This window comes from Parabacteroides sp. TM07-1AC (assembly GCF_003480915.1).
In the GTDB taxonomy this organism is placed as follows: Bacteria; Bacteroidota; Bacteroidia; order Bacteroidales; family Tannerellaceae; genus Parabacteroides; species Parabacteroides chongii.
In genome coordinates this window covers 228,089-248,222 of the sequence record NZ_QUKD01000003.1, presented here as the reverse complement: position 1 = coordinate 248,222, position 20,134 = coordinate 228,089, and the positions used below count along the sequence as shown (strand labels likewise).

Genomic DNA, 20,134 nt, shown 5'->3' with positions numbered 1-20,134 from the left:
CCAATGATTGAGGTATGAAATCCTACCAATATAGATTTATATGGTTATTCGTCTTACTGATAAGCTGCCTCGTGCAGCTGTCAGGGGCGGATAAAAAGCATGAAAAGCGGGCTCTCTCAACAGATGGCCCGTATTTGCTTTACACGGCAGAGCATGGTTTTCGGTCGGTATCGGTGGATACGGCCGGTTTTCTGAATGATCAGACTTACGGGGCTGTACCGAAGAATTTCTCATTTGATGTGTATTCTGATAAAGGGGAGAAGTTATTCCCGGTTTCCCTGCATAAAATCAAGCGTCCTGAATGGAAAAGTAAACAGGCAGGAAAAATGCTTATTCTTTCGGATCCTCATGGTAATTGGGAGTGCTTCTCTTCTATATTGAAAAAGTGGAATGTGGTGGATCAGGAGTATCGTTGGACATTTGGAAAGAATCAACTGGTCGTTATCGGTGATGTATTTGACCGGGGAAAGGACGTTCTTCCTATTTACTGGCTGCTTTATAAACTAGAAAAAGAGGCGGCTGATGCCGGAGGACAGCTTGTTTTCTTGCTGGGTAATCATGAAGGCATGGTGCTTGCCGGTGATCTGCGTTATGTCAAAAGCAAATATCTTCATTTGGCTGATACGTTGCATATTCCTTATCAGGAGTTATGGAACAAGCAGACAGAGTTGGGACGTTGGCTGGGTACGCGTAATACGATGCAGCTGATCGGTGACAATCTTTTTGTTCATGCCGGATTGAGTCTGAACTTCCTGGATAAGAACAAAAGTATTCCGGAGGTGAACAAGATCATGAGCGAGGGATTGTTCCTTAATAAGCAGGAACGTAAGGCCGCGTCGGATGAGATTGCTTTTATGTATGCGACTTACGGACCTGTCTGGTATCGCGGCATGGTTCACAGTGCCGACCGATATCATCCGCTGTATCCGGAAGATCTTCCGAAAGTATTGGATAAATACAAGGCTAAACGTCTGTTTGTCGGCCATACGATCTTTGATGACATCACAACGTTTTATAAATATAAGGTCGTGGCTGTCAATGTAGATAACAAAGAGAATATGGAAAAGAAACGTGGACGTGGTGTGTTGGTTGAAGATGGTCAAATGTATGTGATCTTTGATTCCGGTAAAAAGGAGTTGATACGGGAAGAGTGATCTTTTTTGAAAAACAGATCATAAAAAACTCCTGCAGGTGCCGAAAACCAGGACTTTCGTATATCTTTGCGAATAGAACTTAATTCTAAAAAAGCAGTTATGGCAAAAGTGTTGAATTTCACAGTTGAAGGCGTACAGGGCGATTTGAAGTTAGAGTACGGTCCTTTTAAACTACGTTTGTATCAGGATGGAAGAGAGGTCGTGAGGCAAGGGCGATTTAATCCGAAATATTATGTGACCAATACGAATGGGGAACAGGAAGAGATGAAGATTGTCTATGGTTTTGACTTTGTTCATGTAGTTATGTTTCGCGGTCGGAAAATCGATTTGGAAGAACGGTTGTCTCCCCGTGAGTATATAGTAGGTGGATTGCCTGTGTTACTCATCCTGTTAGGTGGCTTACTCGGTGCTTTATTCGGTATTGTGGGGGCTACGTTCAATTATAATTATATGCGGCAGGAAAAGTCTTTTGTGAAGCAGCTGCTTGTATCGTTGGGTGTTTCAGTTTTCTGCTATGTCGCTTATTTTGTGTTTGCACTTGCCATCCAGCTGATGATCGCAGGGTAGATGAGAAAGGTTAGGGGTGATTTTTTTCTTTATGGAGGAAATTGTGGAGGACTTCGGTCATTTGTTTGTCAATTGCCGGATCACCAAGGAAAGAAAGTGCCTTTATCCTTTGATAATAAATGAATGGAGAGGTGACGCTGTGATTATTTCCGGTGTCACCTCTTTTTGTTATTTTCCTGTTATCTTAGTTTTTATTACAAATGGCTTTCATGCGGAATTTTAAACCTTAAACTCCTTATATCTAATCTTTTTTCTGTGGTGTTTGATTTTTGAAATAAATATATTCTGAATATGTAATGCTTACTTTACTTATTTGTAATGATTACATTACGAAAACGGAAGGTATGCCTTTCTTATTTATAATATAGGAGAAATGACCAAAATTGTCCTATGTTGTATCTTTACTTTTTAGGAGGATAGATTTTAATCGCTATATATTCGGTTACGGTGACACCGTCGAGTGGCGGGTGACGCCGTTTCTTATTGTAGCGTCATTTGTAAGGTGTTGATTAATAGATTCTAATAAGCTTTTGACTGGTTCTGATGCCGCCAAATGTATAAACAATGTATATTAATGTACGCATGTACATTAATAAAATGTGTAATTTATATATTTTTGATAGGGTGATATTGTTATAAGAATTGAAAATCAATGCACGTATGTAGTTCTATATGACTAATTTAAACGTTCCTTTATTCTCGCCAGCAAAGTTACTAGATTCTTTTTAACTGCCAATCTTTTTCAAAATAAAATTTTCTTACCTATATGCTTTCTTATCAATTGAATAGCAAAGTTAGTACGAAATTACAATTTTCACTTACAAAGTCCTAAATGATGACGAGAAAAAAGGAACGTTTTAGCTAGTCATTTAAGCTAAAACAACTATACGAAGAAGTTTTTCATTAACAATTAGTATTAATATTAAATTTAGAATTATGAACAAAAAGTTTTCTACGCTTATGGCGGCGAGCTTGGTACTAGCCGGTTCGCTGTGGAGTGGTGATGCTTCTGCTGCAACTGTTAAGGTGACCTCTTTGGCAGACTTGCAAGCAATTACTAACTGGGAAAAAATCAAAAGTCAAGGAGAAACAGGTACAGGAGTTTGGACGCTGTTAGAAGAAATCCCTGAAAATTTGGCTGAGGGTATCGAGGTAAAACAGGATAATGAGAAGGATACTTCTATTGACAAGGTGATTTTCGCAATGAGCAGTAATCAAACACTTACTGCTTACCAGGTCGCTAAAGGTGGAAATGGTGGTGTAGCTAATTTGGCTAACTATCTTCGCATCAACCATCCGGTAACATTTGTTGCTGATAAGAGCAATGGAAAGATCACCGGTATGGGACTTGAAATTAACTCTGATGGTGTTACTATTGATGGTTTGACACTGGAAGTAAAGAGCTGCAACAATCAGCCTACAGCAACAAAATCGGCTATTGTGTTGGGTGCGGATGTGACGGAAGCTACTATTACCAACAATACGATTACAGATGCAACAGAACAAACAGGTTTGATGTCTTATGGAATTGTTGTAAAAGGTAATGATACGGAAAAATTGAAGATTGAAAATAATGATCTTAAAATTACAGCTGTTGCTAATGATCCTAAAGGCCAAACTTGGGTCCCTTCTGCTCTTTCTTTCACAGGTTTGGAGGGAGATGATGATTCTGCTGCCAAAATTGCTGCAAAGAATGTCTTTGATGATTGTGTAATGGACTATGCTGATAGTCGTAAAACAAGTGCCGGAAAATCATATTATTATGATGCTCAGGTAACCCTAGGTGAAAATACAGCAGAAAATGCTTTTGCTCAGGCTGTTGCTGAGTTGGCATCTGGTTACAAGAGCGGTTATACAAGTAACTTAACTGTTAATGGCGCAGACATAAAGGATGTTGTTGCTGCTATTACGAAGGCAGGTGAAGCAGGTGTTACAACTGTTGAATTCCCTGATGACTTCGCTCTCGCAGTAGGCGGTGTAAACTTAGTTGTGGGTGATGCTTCTTTAGACAATGAAAATAAAGACTTGGTTATTGATTTGGATGGAAGTTTGGTTGCTACAAAATGGGATGCTGATGGCTTAAACGCCATGTTAGGTAACGGCTTTATGCTGGATTTAGTAGCTAATGATCATGCAATTACAAAAGGAGACATTTTTGACGGCAAATTACTTACGCTGACTGACGATGGCTATTTAAAGGTTGACGGCAAATATCTGACTATTGACGGAACTTGGAGAATTGACGGAACATTGTATGATAAGCTAGCTACAACAGATAAAAAAGATAACGCAGAAAAAGTTGAAGTATGGGGTATTCCTTCTTCTAAAGTAATCTTTTATGTTAAAGTTGGTAATCAATATTTATCTGCTGTTGCAACTAAAGACGGTAATGCCATTGATGAACAGTATCTGACACTTGTTTCTAATAAAGATGACGCTAACTTGAGCTATGTATTCGCATCAGATACGCGCGTAAATGTTTACGACGAAAAGAACAATCCGTTCCTGGATCGTTATGTAACAATGACTTTTGTGACAAACGATAAAAAACTGAAAGCTAAAAATGGTAAAGTGTTAGGTTTGGACAATGACGGTGCTTCCGCTGAGTTGGTTGAAGCAGCAAGATATTTGCAGGCTAAACCGGAAGGACAGTGGGTTGTTTCATTGCCTAAAGCAACTACTGAAACTGAGTTTATTTTCATTAACCGTGAAAGTGAAGAAGTAGATTTTGATGTTCTGTATATGAATGTAATCGATGCTGCTAAGAATATGTATGCTGTAACATATAAAACAGCTTCTACATTCAGTTATGGTGAACGTGATACATTCATCATCAATGCTGTTGATCCGAAACTGACTGTTGCTGATTTCTATGTTAATTATAAGGAAACAGAAATCAAAGATACTCAGTATAAGCTAGCGGTTGCTTCAACAGAAGAAACTGATTTCTATGTGACTGAAAACCATGCAGGTAAGCACTTGCTAGGTTTGACTAAGGAAAAGAATGACGGTGCAAACTGGAAAGTAGTTGCTACAGGTGATACTGCTATCGTTGTCAATGCATCTTACGAATACAGTAAGAAGAAGAAGGGTTTTGTATCAGTTACTGATACTTTGTTTATCCCGACTTATGCATTCCAGAACGCTGGTAACAGAGAATTCTTGACTTATGATGATATGGATGGAAGTTTATCACTGGATGAAGATGCTATGATCTGCGATAAGAATGTTAAGGATCTGGAAGATGCAAAAGATATTGCAAATTATGCATTTGTTTTGAAGAAAAAAGCAGATGGTTTGTTTAATATCATTGGTATTGAAGGAAGAGTTTGGGTTGATGAAAAAGACCATAAAAAAGGATATGCTTATTACGGATTAGATCTTACTAAGAAATTGTTTGGTGCAACAACTACAAAACAAGGTCAGGTACAGGTGGAAGCTACTTGGGAACAGATCAACTCTAACGACTTGTTCAAGATTGTAAATTTGGATGCTCCTGAATATCATAAAGTAGCTAATGGCTTCGGTGAAGTTGTAAGTATCTTCCGTGCAGACAACGAATCTCAGGTATTGTATGAAAAACAGGATAAGGATGCTACTAATATTCTGAAAGATAGCGCAAGCTTCTTGAATATTGATAATGTAAATCAGTATGGAAAGATTAACCCGGCTCTGTTTGTCGATACAGCTTATATCAACCGTGGTACAAAAGAAAATCCGAATACTTGCTGGCAGTATCTGTTGGCTGTAAATGCTGACGTTCATGATCCTGATACTTGTACAGTTCCTGGACACCCGAAAACAGACCGTATGGTAACGGCTCGTTATCTGATCAACGTGATTGATTCTGCTAATGTATATGGTGCATCTCATCTACATAACAATCCGTACATCAATGAAGGTGAAGCTGGTGAAAACCTTGCTAAATTGGCATTCGTAGATGGTATCCATATCAATGATACATTATATATCATTCGTAACAACGGTGATTCTGTTAAATTAGAATTAGATACTCCTGACTTCAATATCGCCAAGTTTGCATTCCGTTATGTAAATCCAGCAAACGAAAACGACAAAACATTCAAGATCCAGACTCAGATCAAGAATTACAAAGAAGGTGATTTGGAAACTGATGACGAAGTATCTAACGAAGGTTACCTGAAGTGGATCAACGGTACAGTAGTTGTTGTTCCTACTTTCGAAAGAGGTGATGTATTCGGTATCAACGAGGATGAAACTCGTACTCCGACTGCAAATGACGAAATTTCAGCTTCTGAAGTATCAGTAGTTGCTATTAATGGCGCTGTAATCGTTAAAGGTGCTGAAGGCAAGAACGTCGTAATTACTAACGTACTTGGTCAGCAAATCGCTAACACGGTTGTTTCTTCTAGCGAAGCTACAATTGCTGCTCCGGCAGGTATTGTTGTAGTGGCTGTTGAAGGTGAAGTTGCTGTTAAAGCTATCGTAAAATAAGAAAATTATAATCAAATAAATCTGTCACGCGACCATCGATCAAGTATCCCGTGAGGGTGAACAAGTGACAGTTTAATACTAAAGTAATAAAATAAAGTTCATCTGCCAGTATTCCTGCGAAGGTAGAAAGCAGACACAAAAAAATCCCCGGAGGTTTCGAACTTTCGGGGATTTCTTTGTGTTTGAGCTTTTTGTTTATAAAATTTCCACTGTCTTTTCCAATGCCATTCCGTGAGAGCCTTTTATAAGGATATGATATCCTTTCAAAGGGTTGCTTTTTAATGCATTTAGTAAATCTTCAGTGGTGGCGTATGTCGTAAAATCTTTTCCTACTTTCTGAAAATGCTCTCCGCACAAAAATACCTGATCGAATTTTCCTTCTTTAATTTCTGCAATGACTTCAGCATGCAATTCGTCGCTGGTCGGTCCCAGTTCACGCATATCTCCCAGGATCACGGCTTTGGGTGATACCGGCATGGAGGCAAAGTTCTCCAGAGCGACTTTCATGCTGCTGGGATTTGCGTTGTAAGCATCGATAAGCAATGTGTTGTTGGCTGTCTTTTTCAGCTGCGAACGGTTGTTGGTCGGTTCGTATGCTGCGATGGCACGGCTGATGCGTTCTGCCGGGATCTTGAAATAACGACCTACGGCAACGGTAGCCAACACATTATCTAAATTATACGCGCCTATCAGATGCGTATCTACCGTATGGATTTTCCCTTGCTGCTTCCAGTCGAAAGTAAGGAACGGATTGCAGCTGACCACATGTCCCGAAGCAAATGATGTATCGTCGGAACCGTATGTGATCTGTTCGATCCCTTTAGCTATTCCCTGTAAGTCCTTATTCTCTTTCCGAATGAATATTTTCCCTTTTGTGCGACGGATATAATCGTAAAGCTCTCCTTTGGTCTTTACAACTCCCTCAAAGGAGCCGAAGCCTTCCAGATGGGCGCGGCCTACATTGGTGATGATACCGTAATTAGGCATTGCGATCTCCACCAACTCCTTGATATCTCCCGGATGGCTGGCGCCCATTTCGATAACGGCCATTTCATGATCGTGCGTCAGCCGGAGCAGGGTCAGAGGAACACCGATGTGGTTGTTCAGATTGCCTTCTGTATATAACAGGTTGAATTTGGTGGACAGGACAGCGGCCAGTAATTCCTTAGTCGTTGTTTTTCCGTTCGTCCCGGTGATCCCGATAATCGGAATACCCAATACCTTGCGATGGCGGTGAGCTAGTTGCTGTAAAGCTTTTAATACATCGTTTACCAGAATGGTACGCTCTCCTGTGACATAATCCGGATTATCGATGACAGCATAAGCGCAGCCCGTGTCGAGTGCTTTGGCTGCATATTGGTTGCCGTCGAAACGGTCTCCTTTTAAAGCGAAGAAGATCGAGCCGCGCGGACAATTACGGCTGTCTGTCGTTATTTGCGGATGGTGTATAAATAATTCGTACAGTTCTGAAATACCCATAGCTTTTTTTCGTTTGGTGATTATTGGTGAGCAAAAGTAGTAATTAAATAAAGAATGAGGAATGAAGAATGAATATTTAAGTGAGAATCGTGTATCTTTGCTGGAAATATAAAGTAAAATGTTTGATAAAGTGCTCAATATAAAGGGAACACTGATGTCTCTGTCTACTCCGGTAGTGATGGGGATTTTGAATGTTACCCCTGATTCTTTTTATGCCGATAGCCGGAAACAAACGGAGGCAGCCATTGAAGAACGGATACAGGCAATCTTATCCGAAGGTGCGCAGATCATCGATATCGGCGGTTATTCATCCCGTCCGGATGCGGCTGAAGTCTCGCCGGAAGAGGAAATGGAACGACTGGCTTTTGCTTTGAAGATATTGAATGCACATTATCCGGAGGCAATCGTTTCGGTGGATACTTTCCGTGCCGGTGTTGCCCGCAGGTGTGTGGAAGAGTACGGGGCAGCTATCATCAATGATATATCCGGCGGTGAACTGGATCCCGGAATGTTTGCTGCGGTGGCAGAACTGAAAGTACCTTATATCATGATGCATATGCGCGGAACTCCCCAGACGATGCAACAGCATACGGATTATGCGGATATGATGGAAGAAATCATGTTGTATTTTGCCGCGAAAGTCCGTGAACTACATTTGTTGGGAGTAAGCGATGTCATTCTTGATCCCGGTTTCGGATTCAGTAAAACGGTCAGTCAGAATTATCAGCTGATGGGACATTTGAAAGAGTTTGAAGCATTCGGACTTCCCCTTTTGGTCGGTATATCCCGCAAAAGCATGATCTATAAATTCTTGGGCGGTACACCGGCGGATAGCCTGAATGGTACTACCGTATTAAATACATATGCTTTGCTGAACGGTGCGGATATTCTCCGTGTTCACGATGTAAAAGCAGCTGTCGAAGCCGTCAAGCTAGTCTCTAAAACTGTCAATTGTCAATTGTCAATTGTCAATTGTTAATTCGTAATATTATGTGGATGCATTTTGGCGTAAAAGACCTGATTGATGTATTGCTGGTAGCCTTTTTCCTCTATCAGACTTATAAGCTGATGAAGAGTTCGGGAACAATGGCTATCTTTAGTGGGGTCGTTTCTTTTATTATTGTATGGATTTTGGTATCCCAGGTGTTGGAAATGCGTTTGATGGGTGCCATACTGGATAAGTTTATCAGTGTCGGTTTTGTCGTGCTGGTGATTTTGTTTCAGGATGAGATCCGGCGTTTCCTGATGGCTCTCGGTTCTCACAGGGGATGGAAATTTTTGGGAAATCTGTTTTCCAAGAGAGGATCGGATAAAGAGAATGAAGGAAAGTTTGTCGCTCCGGTAGTACTGGCCTGTATGAATATGGCACGTAAAAAGACCGGTGCCCTGATCGTTATACAGCAGGAGGTGGATTTGACCGTGTTTGAACATACAGGAGAGATGTTTAATGCCGATGTGAATGCCCGGCTGATTGAAAATATCTTCTTTAAAAATAGTCCTTTGCATGACGGGGCCATGATCATTGCCGACGGGCGCATCAAGGCTGCAGGCTGTATTTTGCCCGTTGCCCAAAACGCCAATTTGCCAAAAGATCTCGGTTTGCGGCATCGTTCGGCATTAGGAATGTCGCTTGAGACGGATGCGTTGATAATTATTGTTTCGGAAGAACGTGGCAAAATATCTGTGGCTCATAATGGTAAACTGGAAATTAATATTTCAGCCGAAGACCTGCAGCAAATCTTGTCCGGTGACCGTGAAGTCGTGAATTACTGTTAAATCTTCTGAAAGTGACAGCTCCGGATGCAAATCTTTTGCGCTTTTTGCAAACTCTATGTTGCATTTTGCCTACTTTTGTACCCGCAAACAGTAGCAATTACTAAATTCTATAAAAATATCTTCCGCTATGGACTTAATGCAAGAGATTATTGCACGCGCTAAAGCTGACAAGCAGCGCATCGTTCTTCCTGAAGGAACAGAAGAAAGAACACTGAAAGCCGCCGACCGTTTATTGGCCGATGGAGTTGCTGACATCATTTTGATCGGAAATCCGGCAGAGATTTCTTCTCTGGCAGCAAACTTCGGTCTGAACCACATCGGACAGGCTACTATTGTTGACCCTAAAGATCACGAAAAGAAAGCCGCTTACGCCGACCTGCTTTTCCAGTTACGCCAGAAAAAAGGTATGACTCCCGAAAAGGCTGCCGTTTTGGTAGAAGATCCTTTATTCCTTGCCTGCCTGATGATCAAGGCTGGTGATGCTGATGGTGAAATCGCAGGTGCTCAGAATACAACCGGTAACGTGCTTCGTCCTGCTTTGCAGATTATTAAGACTGCTCCAGGCATGAGTTGTGTATCCGGTGCTTTCCTTATGTTTACAAAGAAACCGGAATATGGTAAAGAAGGTCTTTTGGTCTTTGCCGACTGTGCTGTAATGCCGAACCCGACAGCTCCTGAATTGGCTAGTATTGCTGTAGCTACAGCTGCAACGGCTCGTGATATCGTAGGTGTTGAACCGCGTGTTGCGATGTTGAGCTTCTCTACTAAAGGTAGTGCATCTCACGAAATGGTCGACAAAGTGGTGGAAGCTACTCGTCTGGCAAAAGAAATGGCTCCTGAACTGAAGATCGACGGTGAATTACAGTCTGATGCTGCACTCGTAGAATCGGTTGCTTCATTGAAAGCTCCGGGCAGCGAAGTTGCCGGTAAGGCTAACGTATTGGTATTCCCGACACTGGAAGTAGGTAATATCGCTTATAAACTGGTTCAGCGCCTGGGTGATGCAGAAGCTGTTGGTCCGATTCTTCAGGGTATGGCTGCTCCTGTCAATGACCTGTCACGCGGTTGTTCAGTTGATGATATCTATAAGATGGTTGCCATCGCCAGCAATCAGTCTATCGGCTTAAAGGCTGCTAAAAAGTAAAAAAAGACACAACAAGAAAGATATGAAGATATTAGTATTAAATTGCGGAAGTTCGTCTGTCAAGTACAAGTTGTTTGATATGAACAAACACGAAGTACTGGCACAGGGTGGCGTAGAAAAGCTGGGCTTGCCGGGTTCTTTCCTGAAATTCACTCAGCCGGACGGCAAGAAAGTGATTCTGGAAAAGGATATGCCTGAGCACAATGCGGCTATCGAGTTTATCCTGAGCGTGCTGACTGACGATCAATACGGCTGTATCAAGTCGTTTAACGAAATCGATGCTGTAGGTCATCGTGTGGTACACGGTGGTGAAGCATTCAGCAGTAGTGTGGAAATTACTCCGGAAGTGATCGGTAAAATGGTTGAGTGCATCGACCTGGCACCGCTTCATAACCCGCCAAACCTGAAAGGTATCCGTGCCATGAGCGCATTGATCCCGGGAATCCGTCAGGTAGGTGTATTCGATACAGCTTTCCATCAGACAATGCCTGATTATGCTTATATGTATGGTTTGCCTTATTCTCTGTATAAGAAATACGGTATCCGTCGTTATGGCTTCCACGGAACCAGCCACCGTTACGTTTCAAAACGTGCGTGTGAAATTTTGGGTGTTCCTTATGAAGAACAAAAGATCATCACGGCTCACGTGGGTAACGGCGGTTCAATCGCTGCTGTAAAGAACGGTAAGAGCGTAGATACTTCTATGGGATTGACTCCGGTTGAAGGTCTGTTGATGGGAACTCGTTGCGGTGACGTAGATGCAGGGGCTCTTTCTTTTATCATGGATAAGGAAAAACTGGATGCAAAAGGTTTGTCTGACCTGATCAATAAGCAAAGTGGTGTTTTGGGTCTTTCCGGTATCTCTTCCGATATGCGTGAGATCGAAGCTGCTGTAGCTGAAGGCGACAAGCGTGCTATCATGGCATTGAACATTTACAACTATCGTATCAAGAAATATATCGGTGCCTATGCAGCTGCTATGGGTGGTTGCGATATTCTTGTATGGACCGGTGGTGTAGGTGAAAACCAGTGGGCTACCCGTCGTGTTGTATGTGAAAACATGGAATACATGGGCATGAAGATCGACGTTCAGAAGAACGACGGTATGCGTGGTGAAGAGATGGTGATCAGTACTCCGGACAGTAAGGTGACAATTATCGTTGTGCCGACTGACGAAGAATATATGATTGCTTCCGATACGATGGATATATTAGGTAAATAAACAGATACCCGGATATTAATCAGAAGACCGAAGGAATAGTGTATAACTATCCTCCGGTCTTTTTGTAAAATAAATACTATGTTGAAGATCCTGCCTGTTTTACAATCTCTGTTCAGAAACAAAAAGTTCCTTGCGCTGTTGATCGCTATGGGATTGGTGATCAAGCTGCTAATGATTCCCTTTATACCCGAGCCGGGTGATTATACCTTCTTTCTGAAGCCCTGGGTCGAGTTTATCCGGTCGCATGGTTATTGGCAGGCGTTCCGTTTTGAGTTTGCGAACTATTCACCGGCTTATTTATATTTCTTGCTGGGAATTGCCAAACTGGGAGTGGAGCCGCTTATTCCGATCAAGTTGTTGTCGATTTGTTTTGAATATGTCGCAGCCTGGTTTATAGGTGGGATTGCCTGTCAGAAATATAGGGAAAACTGGGTGAGATGGTGTGCTTTGGCGGTCGTTCCGCTATTGCCGACTGTACTGATCAATAGTTCTTATTGGGGGCAATGCGATTCGATATATGTCTCATTTCTGATCGGCAGTATTTATTTTGCGTTAAAGAAACGTTCTTTTCTTTCTATCCTGTTTTTAGGGATTTCATTTTCCTTTAAGCTGCAGGCTGTACTGCTTTTCCCGTTTTATTTTGTACTGTTGCTGAGAAACAGGATCAAATGGTACTATTTTCTGCTGGTGCCTGCTGTTTATCTGATTTCATTATTGCCTGCGTATTGTGCAGGTCGTCCGTTGACTGAACTGTTGTCTGTTTTCGTTGCTCAGTCCGGTCACTATGAGGAATTGTCGTTACAATTCCCGAATTTGTATATGTGGATCAGTAACGATTATTATGAGCCGGTAAAATGGGGTGGTATCCTCTTTACATTCTTATTTGCTCTTTTGACGGGCGGATTGCTGGCTAAAAAATACAAGACGGAGTTAACGGATGATTATCTGGTTCGCCTGGCTCTTCTTTCAGCGGTGATCTTTCCTTTCATATTGCCGGGAATGCACGAGCGATATATGTATGCCGGTGACCTGCTGGCTATTGTTTATATCATGTATTTCCCTTCTAAGTTCTATAATGCTTTGGGAGTACCTCTGATCTCTTTCTTTTCATATGCACTCTGTACCTCGTTGAATGAGCCTCTGATCCGTTATCTGGGTGTTCCGGTAACTCTTTTTTATTTATGCGTTATAGGCTTGCTGGTACGGGATTTTTATGTGTCTTCACTCAAAGGAAGTAAATAAATTGCTTTCGAGTGAGGAATATCTGAAGAAAACTGTGTAAATTGCAGCCGTGAATAATTGAAGTACTAATCCTCACAGCTTACAAAACACAGGATTAGTGTTTAGACTGCTCCGACACCGGTTGGAGCAGTTTTTTTATGATCGTATGAAACATTTATTCCACTTCGAACTGTTCAAGGAACAGGCTTTCTCCATCCCATACAATGTACGAGAACAGTCTCATCCAGTCACCGGCTATCAGCAGGCGGGAAGTGCGGGAGAGCATCAGGTCGAGCATGATATGGCGATGGCCGAAAATAAAGAAGTTGATATCAGGATGTGTTTTCAGATATTCTTTGGCAAAGAGAACCATATATTCGCAGTCTTCTCCCTGATAATCGGCTGCCTCACTTGTCTTGTGCTTTTCCAATCCTTTTTTGCGGCTGCTCAGCGACCAGCCTAATGCAAAGCCGAAAGTCCAGCGGGGATGGATGCCGGCATACAGCCATTGGCAGAATTTATTGCGGAAAAGGGCACGGATAAAACGGAAAGCCTTGCTGCGGTAATCCACTTCGTCACCGTGACCGAGGAAGAAACGTTTACCCAGCAAATCGGTAATCAGTACGTCGCGATGAATAATTGCACCGATCTCATTCGGCAGGTAATCGAACATCCAGATATCGTGGTTTCCGATGAAAATATGAATTTCTACCCCGCTGTCCGACAGTTCTGCCAGTTTACCGAGAAAACGGATGAATCCTTTAGGTACGACATATTTGTATTCGTACCAGTAGTCGAACATATCCCCCAGAAAATAGATTGCCGTTGCCTCGTCTTTGATGCTGTCGAGCCAACGCACCAGCTTTTTCTCAATGGCCAGCGGGTCTTTATGAAATCGGGCGCCCAGGTGAGCGTCCGATGCAAAAAATATCTTCTTCCGGAATGAATTCATAAGAAACCGAGTTCCAGTTTTGCCTCTTCCGACATCATGTCTTTATCCCACTCCGGTTCGAATACGAGGTTGACTTCCACGTTGTTCACACCGTCTACCGATTCCACTTTCATGCGTACATCTTCCAGGATGAAATCGGCTGCCGGACAATTCGGGGCAGTCAGGGTCATATCTATACGGACGTTCTTTTCGTCGTCTACGTCTACTTTATATATCAAGCCGAGATCGAATACGTTGACCGGTATTTCCGGATCGTATACTGTTTTCAGCATGGCGACAATCGCTTCTTCTGTTTGGAGGAATTCGTTGTTCATCTTTTTTTAATTTGAATGCAAACTTAATAAATAATTGAGAATTGAAAATTGAAAATTGATAATTATCTGATAAACATTTAACCCTAGTATATAGTTTACCCACCTATCCCTTTAATTTTCAATTCTCAATTCTCAATTTTCAATTCTTTAAAGTCGTCCTTCGTCTGCATAACTGAAGTAGCTCCCGTCGGAGAGGATTATGTGGTCGAGTAGATTAATTTCCAGCAATTCGGCAGCTTTATACAGACGTTTGGTGAGGGAGTCGTCCTGTGAACTCGGACGGGTATTTCCGGAAGGATGATTGTGGCAGAGAATAATACCTGCTGCCAGTGCGTTGATGGCTGTTTTCAGGATGATACGCAGGTCGGCAGAGGTCTCTCCGGTTCCTCCCTGGCTGATCCGGACTTTGCTCAGAACTTTTCCTGCACGGTTGGTCAGGGCGATCCACAGCTCTTCGTGAGGCAGGTCGCAGAGCAAGGGGTGGAACAGGGAGTAAGCGTCGTGGCTGCTCCGGATGGACTGGCGGAGGATCGGGTCGGCCAGATTACGGCGTTTGCCTATTTCGAGGGCGGCGCAAATCGTAATGGCTTTCGCTTCACCGATACCTCTGAAGCCGGAAATAAGCTCCTGGATAGTCAGTTTTGCCAATGCATTCAGATTGTTGTCTACAGTGTTGAGGATACGTTGTGAAAGTTGTACGGCTGTTTCATTACTATTGCCCGAACCGATCAGGATAGCCAGGAGTTCGGCTTCACTGAGAGAGGCAACGCCTTTGAGTAACATCTTTTCGCGCGGGCGGTCTTCTTCTGCCCATTCTTTTATTTTCATAGTTGTATGTGTTTTGGTAGGGGCGGTTCGCGAACCGCCCTTACAGTAATAGTATCATTCGCGGATACGTCCTACATAAGAACCGTCTGTCGTGTTGATTTCGATGATTTCGCCTTCGTTGATAAACAACGGAACACGAACTTCTGCTCCTGATTCAACTGTGGCCGGTTTCAATGTGTTAGTAGCTGTATCGCCTTTTACACCCGGTTCAGTATAAGTGATCTTTAACTGAACTTTTGTAGGCATATCGGCGAAAAGAACAGTTTCAGTAGATGCATCGGAAACAACTTCAACGATCTGTCCTTCGATCATATAATCGACGCCGTTGATCAGTTCTTTGTCGATAATAACATCTTCGAATGTTTCCTGATTCATAAAGTGGTAGTGTTCGCCTTCTGCATAAGTATATTGATAAGGACGACGTTCTACGCGTACATCTTCCAGTTTTTCACCGATATTGAAGCGACGTTCGATCTGGCCTCCTTTTACTACGTCTTTCAATGTAGTACGCATAATTGTGTTTCCTTTTCCCGGTTTTACGTGAAGGAAGTCAACACAGAAATACAGTTTGCCATCCAAACGAATACAAGTTCCTTTTTTAATGTCTTGTGAATTAATCATACGAATATTTTTATTTATAATGTTTTTTTGAATTGTCTCCGGTCATTTTCGGGTACAAAAGTAGTGTTTTCCTCTTAAAGAACCAATACATGCCTATCTTTTTTCTTTAGAAATGGGTTGCAAATCAGTCTAATATGATTTACAGCAGCCCTAGGAGAAAGAATTGATCTAAAACAGGGAAATGATAAAACTGATTACCGGAACCAGAATAGCGGTCATGATCCCCATCAGTCCGATCGCTAATCCGCTCAAAGCGCCTTCGATAGCTCCGATCTGAATGGCAACGGAAGTGCCCAGTCCGTGTGAAGAGGCTCCGAGGGCTAATCCCTTGGCAATCCGGCTTTCTATGCCGAGTACTTTCATGACAAACGGTCCGACAATACTGCCGAATATACCTACGGCTACGACAATCACAGCAGTCAGCGAAGGTATTCCGCCGGCCTTTTCCGCAATCCCCATGGCGATAGGAGTTGTTACCGATTTCGGTTGAAGCGAGGCGATCAATGCCTGGTCGGCTCCCATCAGGTCGCCGATCACGATAACGCTGACGATGCCTATAATGGCTCCGACAAATACGGAAGTAAGGATGGAAATCACATTCCCTTTCAGATATTGTATCTGGTCATAGAGGACAAATCCCAATGCTACGACCGAAGGACCCAGCATGAAATGGATCAGATGGCTTCCTTTTTGGAAAGATTCGTACTCTATCCCCATTGTCTTTAAAACGAGAATGATAACGAATATGGAAGTCAGCAACGGGTTCAGCAGGCTGATACGCGTCTTTTTATATAATGCAAGTGCTGCCAGGTAAGTACCGATCACTAGAGTAAGTGCAAATACTTCGGAGTGTGCCAGACTATTCATTGCTTTCGCCCTCCTTGCCGAGTTTTTGTTGGATAAGGGCGACGCTGGCGATGACCAGGATGGTGCTGACCACGGATGCCGTAACGATTACTGCCCAATATTGTGAGATAATGCCGAGAGAACTCATAAGTCCGACACCGGCAGGAAGGAAGAACAGCCCCATGTTCTCAGTCAGGATCGTCGATAGCTTCTTTACATTCGCTGGCTTGACCCATTTGAATACCAATGCCAGGAATAACAATATCATACCGATGACGCTCCCCGGGATAAAGCCATCAATGAAAGAACTGATAAATTCTCCGGTAAAATAGAAGAACAGAATGTAAAATGCTTGTTTTAGCATATTTCTTCGCTGTTTTATTATTCACTGCAAAGATAACAGTTCTACATGAAATATGTTCTACAACATATTAATTTAACATAGTCTGATGATTGATTTCCCTATTACGTCAACGCCGAAGATATGAACATATAAATCATCATTCCGATAATGTCGTTGGTAATTGTGATGAAAGGCCCTGTAGCCAATGCCGGATCGATCTTCAGGCGATCGAGCGTCATTGGGACAAGCGTGCCGAAAACGCTGGCGAACATGACGACTGCAAACAAGCTGAGGGAAACGGAAGCCGTAATCCCTTTGTCGCCCAGCATAAAGAAATTGTATACGAATACGACCAGGCTGATAATACTGGCATTGATCAGCGAAACGACCCCTTCCTTTAATATCTGCGGAATAATATTATCCTGTTTCAGAGAGTTATTAGCCAACCCCTGTACGACGATAGCCGAAGATTGTATTCCGACATTACCCCCCGTCCCGCCAATCAGCGGAATGAACAGCGCCATCTTGGGATTACTTGCCAGATTTCCTTCGAAACCGCCTAGAATGACCGAGTTGGCCAGTCCTCCGATCATACCGATCAGCAACCAGGGAAGACGTGCCGCCGTCTGGGTAAATACATTATCCGAAGTCTCCACGTCCTGCGAGATACCGGAAGCCAACTGGTAGTCACGTTCGTGCTGTTCGCGTACTTCGTCCATTACGTCGTCAATCGTGATACGACCGACCAGACGTCCGATACTGTCGACAACCGGCAGCGCCACAAGGTCGTACTTCTCGATCGTTTCAGCCACCTCTTCGATACTGTCACTGTCGCGGACGGAGATAGGCTCCTTCTTCATGACATGCTTGATCTTCGAAACAGACGGATTGGTGATCAGACGCTGCAAGGGAAGAACACCTTTCAGGCGTTCGTCGTCATCTATTACATATACATAATAGATTTCGTCCATATCTTCCGCCTGCTTACGCATTTCGTCGATACACTGCGGCATACTCCAGTTCTCGTTGACCACGATCATCTCCGTACCCATCAAACCACCGGCAGTGTCCTCGTCGTACTTTAACAGGTCGACGATATCGCCCGCCTGCTCCACGTCTTCGATATGCGAAAGAATCTCTTCCTGCGTATCTTCATCCAACTCACGCATCAGGTCTACCGCGTCGTCGGTTTCCATATTGTCGACGAAGCGTTTGGCGATCAGCTCGTTGGGTAATTCTTTCAGTAACTTGTGACGATCTTCTTCATCCAGTTCCATCAGGACATCGGCAGCCTTGTCGCCATCCATGAGCAAATACAGATAGATAGCTTCCCGCAGGTTCAGCTCCTGGTATAATTCGGCGATATCTGCCGGATATAGATCGTGAAGCAATGCCTGAGCCTTGGCATCGTCTTTGTCGGCGATGATATTTTTCAGGTTCTCGATATAGTCTTTCGTCATTTCAACCATAGGTCACTTTTGTTTATGATACGTTCGTCCGTAGTTAATATATACCATACACTATCTTCTCTGAATTCTGTCGATGCAAAACTTTTTTCCTTTTTCTCTTCCGGATAAGATATGCTTGCTAGGTCGAGAAAGGAATGAAATAGGTTGGATGTGCTGACTTTTTTCTCTTTATGATTGTTTATGGTTTCTGTTTTGTTTGGATGAATTTTCCGATAGGCACTTGACGTCCATATAAATAGCGGAATATGCAATTCGTATATGGTTGGTTCTACATTTCCATGCATAGTCATATGGCGTTCGTCGTCATATAGGTTTTCTGCATGGTCGGAGATGAATACCACTGCACTGATGGCGTCTTGGGCATCTACCTTCCGGATGATTTCATCCAGCACATAATCAGTATAACAGATACTGTTGTCGTAACTGTTGACAAGTACCTCTTTGTTGTCCGGATTGATTACATCGTATCCGGTATTATCCTGGAGAGAGGGCGTAAAACGTTCGAATGACTTCGGATAACGAGCATTATAGCGAAAATGACTACCTAATGTATGGACTATGATTAATTGCTTCTGATTATTCATATTCAAAACTGAATCAATGTGAGGCAATAGTTTACCATCGTAATTATCGGCGGAGTCAAAATCGGTTGTGGAAAAGAAGCTATAATCCATTCCTTTTGTGATGCGTTTGACAAAACGGTTGCTCGCATACTGGCTGGCAATCCAGGCCGTATGGAATCCGCATTCGATGAAAAGGTCAGGCAATGCTTTTTCCTTATGCGCTCGATCCGGATCATGTGGAGTGGCTCTTGTTAGTATTTGGGGTATAGCCAAGTGGGTTACATTGGATGTTGTTAACGCCTTGCTGTACGATATCAAATCCTTTTCTTTCTCCAGTAAAGGGGACGTGGGACGTTCGTACCCGTTTACAGAAAAGTTTCCGTATCGGCACGATTCGCCAATGATCAATACATATATTTCTTTCTCTTGGATCGTCTTTTGGCGTTGTGCATGGAACCTGAAGTCTTTTAGTTTTTCTTGCATCTGTTCTGTCTCTTGTTCGGTGGCTAGGGTCTCGATGAAGACAGCTATTAAGTTGCAAGGGTAGGTCTTGGTATATTTTGAATAAAAATTGTTGGTTGCCGCCTGTATTCGAAAAGCTGTTCCGTTCGTGTCATCGGAAATTTTCCACATGGCAGTCCATAGCGCGAGGTTGAAAAAAATGTACAAACAACACATCCATATCTTCCCTCGTCGTGTGAACAGCGGTTTATTTTCAATTTGAGTAAATAAAATCCCATAAAATACCAAAAGGATCAATAGAAAGAGTATCACATACCCTTTCATCGAGTAAATTAACTCAAACGCCTCTTGTTGGTTCGTATTTAGAATGGCTGACATTAGTCCGATAGTGACAGGCATTCGACTGAATAGGATGTGTCCTATTTCGATAGGACTCATCAATAGAAAAAGACTTTGGAAAAGAAAGTAGAACCGGACTTTGAAGAAAAGCGCCGGGACCAATAGGATCAGGCAAGAGAAGAACATGTAAGCTGCCTGTTTAACAAAATCTCCAGCTAGATCGCTAGACTTGAACATAACAACGAAATTAGGTAGAAGGAGCAGGAAAAACAAAAGAGTCATCCAACCGTAGTTGTTAGCTGGAAAGAGCGAACGGAGTATTTTTCCTATTGACTTCATATAATTATACGTTGCTGTTTAT

Annotated in this window: 17 protein-coding genes; 8 read left to right on the top strand and 9 right to left on the bottom strand. The window is 42.7% G+C overall.

Going from position 1 to position 20,134, the window contains the following annotated elements; genetic code table 11:
* Positions 1-14: 14 nt before the first annotated feature.
* From DXD68_RS08760 to DXD68_RS08750, 3 genes are all read left to right on the top strand, one after another.
* On the top strand, positions 15-1,154 hold the full coding sequence (locus DXD68_RS08760; protein WP_122361272.1) for a metallophosphoesterase: 1,140 nt from the start codon (positions 15-17) through the stop codon (positions 1,152-1,154).
* 99 nt (positions 1,155-1,253) lie between these two features.
* Positions 1,254-1,721 carry a hypothetical protein gene (locus tag DXD68_RS08755; protein WP_122361271.1) on the top strand — a complete coding sequence of 156 codons (468 nt, stop codon included), beginning with the start codon at positions 1,254-1,256 and terminating at the stop codon, positions 1,719-1,721.
* Positions 1,722-2,657: 936 nt separating this feature from the next.
* Positions 2,658-6,194 (top strand): DUF6383 domain-containing protein, encoded by a 3,537-nt coding sequence (locus DXD68_RS08750; protein ID WP_122361270.1) that lies wholly within the window; start codon positions 2,658-2,660, stop codon positions 6,192-6,194.
* 195 nt (positions 6,195-6,389) lie between these two features.
* On the opposite strand, the gene DXD68_RS08745 is transcribed toward DXD68_RS08750, so the two are convergent.
* Complete coding sequence (locus DXD68_RS08745) at positions 6,390-7,673, bottom strand: UDP-N-acetylmuramoyl-tripeptide--D-alanyl-D-alanine ligase (protein ID WP_122361269.1); 1,284 nt, start codon at positions 7,671-7,673, stop codon at positions 6,390-6,392.
* Positions 7,674-7,791: 118 nt separating this feature from the next.
* On the opposite strand from DXD68_RS08745, the gene folP reads away from it, so the two are divergent.
* From folP to DXD68_RS08720, 5 genes are all read left to right on the top strand, one after another.
* Entirely contained in the window at positions 7,792-8,652 is an 861-nt protein-coding gene (gene folP, locus DXD68_RS08740) for a dihydropteroate synthase (protein WP_122361268.1), read from the top strand.
* Positions 8,653-8,663: 11 nt separating this feature from the next.
* Positions 8,664-9,449 (top strand): diadenylate cyclase CdaA, encoded by a 786-nt coding sequence (gene cdaA, locus DXD68_RS08735; protein ID WP_122361267.1) that lies wholly within the window; start codon positions 8,664-8,666, stop codon positions 9,447-9,449.
* A gap of 127 nt (positions 9,450-9,576) precedes the next feature.
* The gene (gene pta, locus DXD68_RS08730) at positions 9,577-10,593 is read left to right on the top strand and encodes a phosphate acetyltransferase (RefSeq protein ID WP_122361266.1); all 1,017 of its coding nucleotides are present in this window, start codon (positions 9,577-9,579) and stop codon (positions 10,591-10,593) included.
* A 22-nt stretch (positions 10,594-10,615) separates the two neighbouring features.
* On the top strand, positions 10,616-11,815 hold the full coding sequence (locus DXD68_RS08725) for an acetate/propionate family kinase (RefSeq protein WP_122361265.1): 1,200 nt from the start codon (positions 10,616-10,618) through the stop codon (positions 11,813-11,815).
* Positions 11,816-11,893: 78 nt separating this feature from the next.
* Positions 11,894-13,057 carry a hypothetical protein gene (locus tag DXD68_RS08720; protein WP_122361264.1) on the top strand — a complete coding sequence of 388 codons (1,164 nt, stop codon included), beginning with the start codon at positions 11,894-11,896 and terminating at the stop codon, positions 13,055-13,057.
* Between the two features lie 154 nt (positions 13,058-13,211).
* Here DXD68_RS08720 and DXD68_RS08715 read toward each other — a convergent pair whose 3' ends face one another.
* The 8 genes from DXD68_RS08715 to DXD68_RS08680 all read right to left on the bottom strand — a co-directional run bounded on the left by DXD68_RS08715 (position 13,212) and on the right by DXD68_RS08680 (position 20,112).
* Entirely contained in the window at positions 13,212-13,988 is a 777-nt protein-coding gene (locus DXD68_RS08715; RefSeq protein WP_122361263.1) for a UDP-2,3-diacylglucosamine diphosphatase, read from the bottom strand.
* A complete protein-coding gene (locus DXD68_RS08710) occupies positions 13,985-14,302 on the bottom strand; it encodes an SUF system Fe-S cluster assembly protein (protein WP_122361262.1) in 318 nt (105 codons plus the stop codon). The genes DXD68_RS08715 and DXD68_RS08710 overlap by 4 nt, the downstream gene beginning before the upstream one ends.
* Positions 14,303-14,449: 147 nt before the next feature.
* Entirely contained in the window at positions 14,450-15,130 is a 681-nt protein-coding gene (gene radC / locus DXD68_RS08705) for a RadC family protein (protein WP_122361261.1), read from the bottom strand.
* Between the two features lie 54 nt (positions 15,131-15,184).
* A complete protein-coding gene (gene efp / locus DXD68_RS08700; RefSeq protein ID WP_122361260.1) occupies positions 15,185-15,751 on the bottom strand; it encodes an elongation factor P in 567 nt (188 codons plus the stop codon).
* Between the two features lie 168 nt (positions 15,752-15,919).
* On the bottom strand, positions 15,920-16,618 hold the full coding sequence (locus tag DXD68_RS08695) for an LrgB family protein (protein ID WP_122361259.1): 699 nt from the start codon (positions 16,616-16,618) through the stop codon (positions 15,920-15,922).
* Positions 16,611-16,961, bottom strand: coding sequence for a CidA/LrgA family protein (locus tag DXD68_RS08690; RefSeq protein WP_122361258.1), 351 nt, complete (start codon positions 16,959-16,961; stop codon positions 16,611-16,613). The genes DXD68_RS08695 and DXD68_RS08690 overlap by 8 nt, the downstream gene beginning before the upstream one ends.
* Positions 16,962-17,062: 101 nt before the next feature.
* Positions 17,063-18,400 (bottom strand): magnesium transporter, encoded by a 1,338-nt coding sequence (mgtE, locus tag DXD68_RS08685; protein WP_199715615.1) that lies wholly within the window; start codon positions 18,398-18,400, stop codon positions 17,063-17,065.
* On the bottom strand, positions 18,397-20,112 hold the full coding sequence (locus DXD68_RS08680; protein ID WP_122361256.1) for a phosphoethanolamine transferase: 1,716 nt from the start codon (positions 20,110-20,112) through the stop codon (positions 18,397-18,399). The genes mgtE and DXD68_RS08680 overlap by 4 nt, the downstream gene beginning before the upstream one ends.
* Between the last annotated feature and the right edge of the window lie 22 nt (positions 20,113-20,134).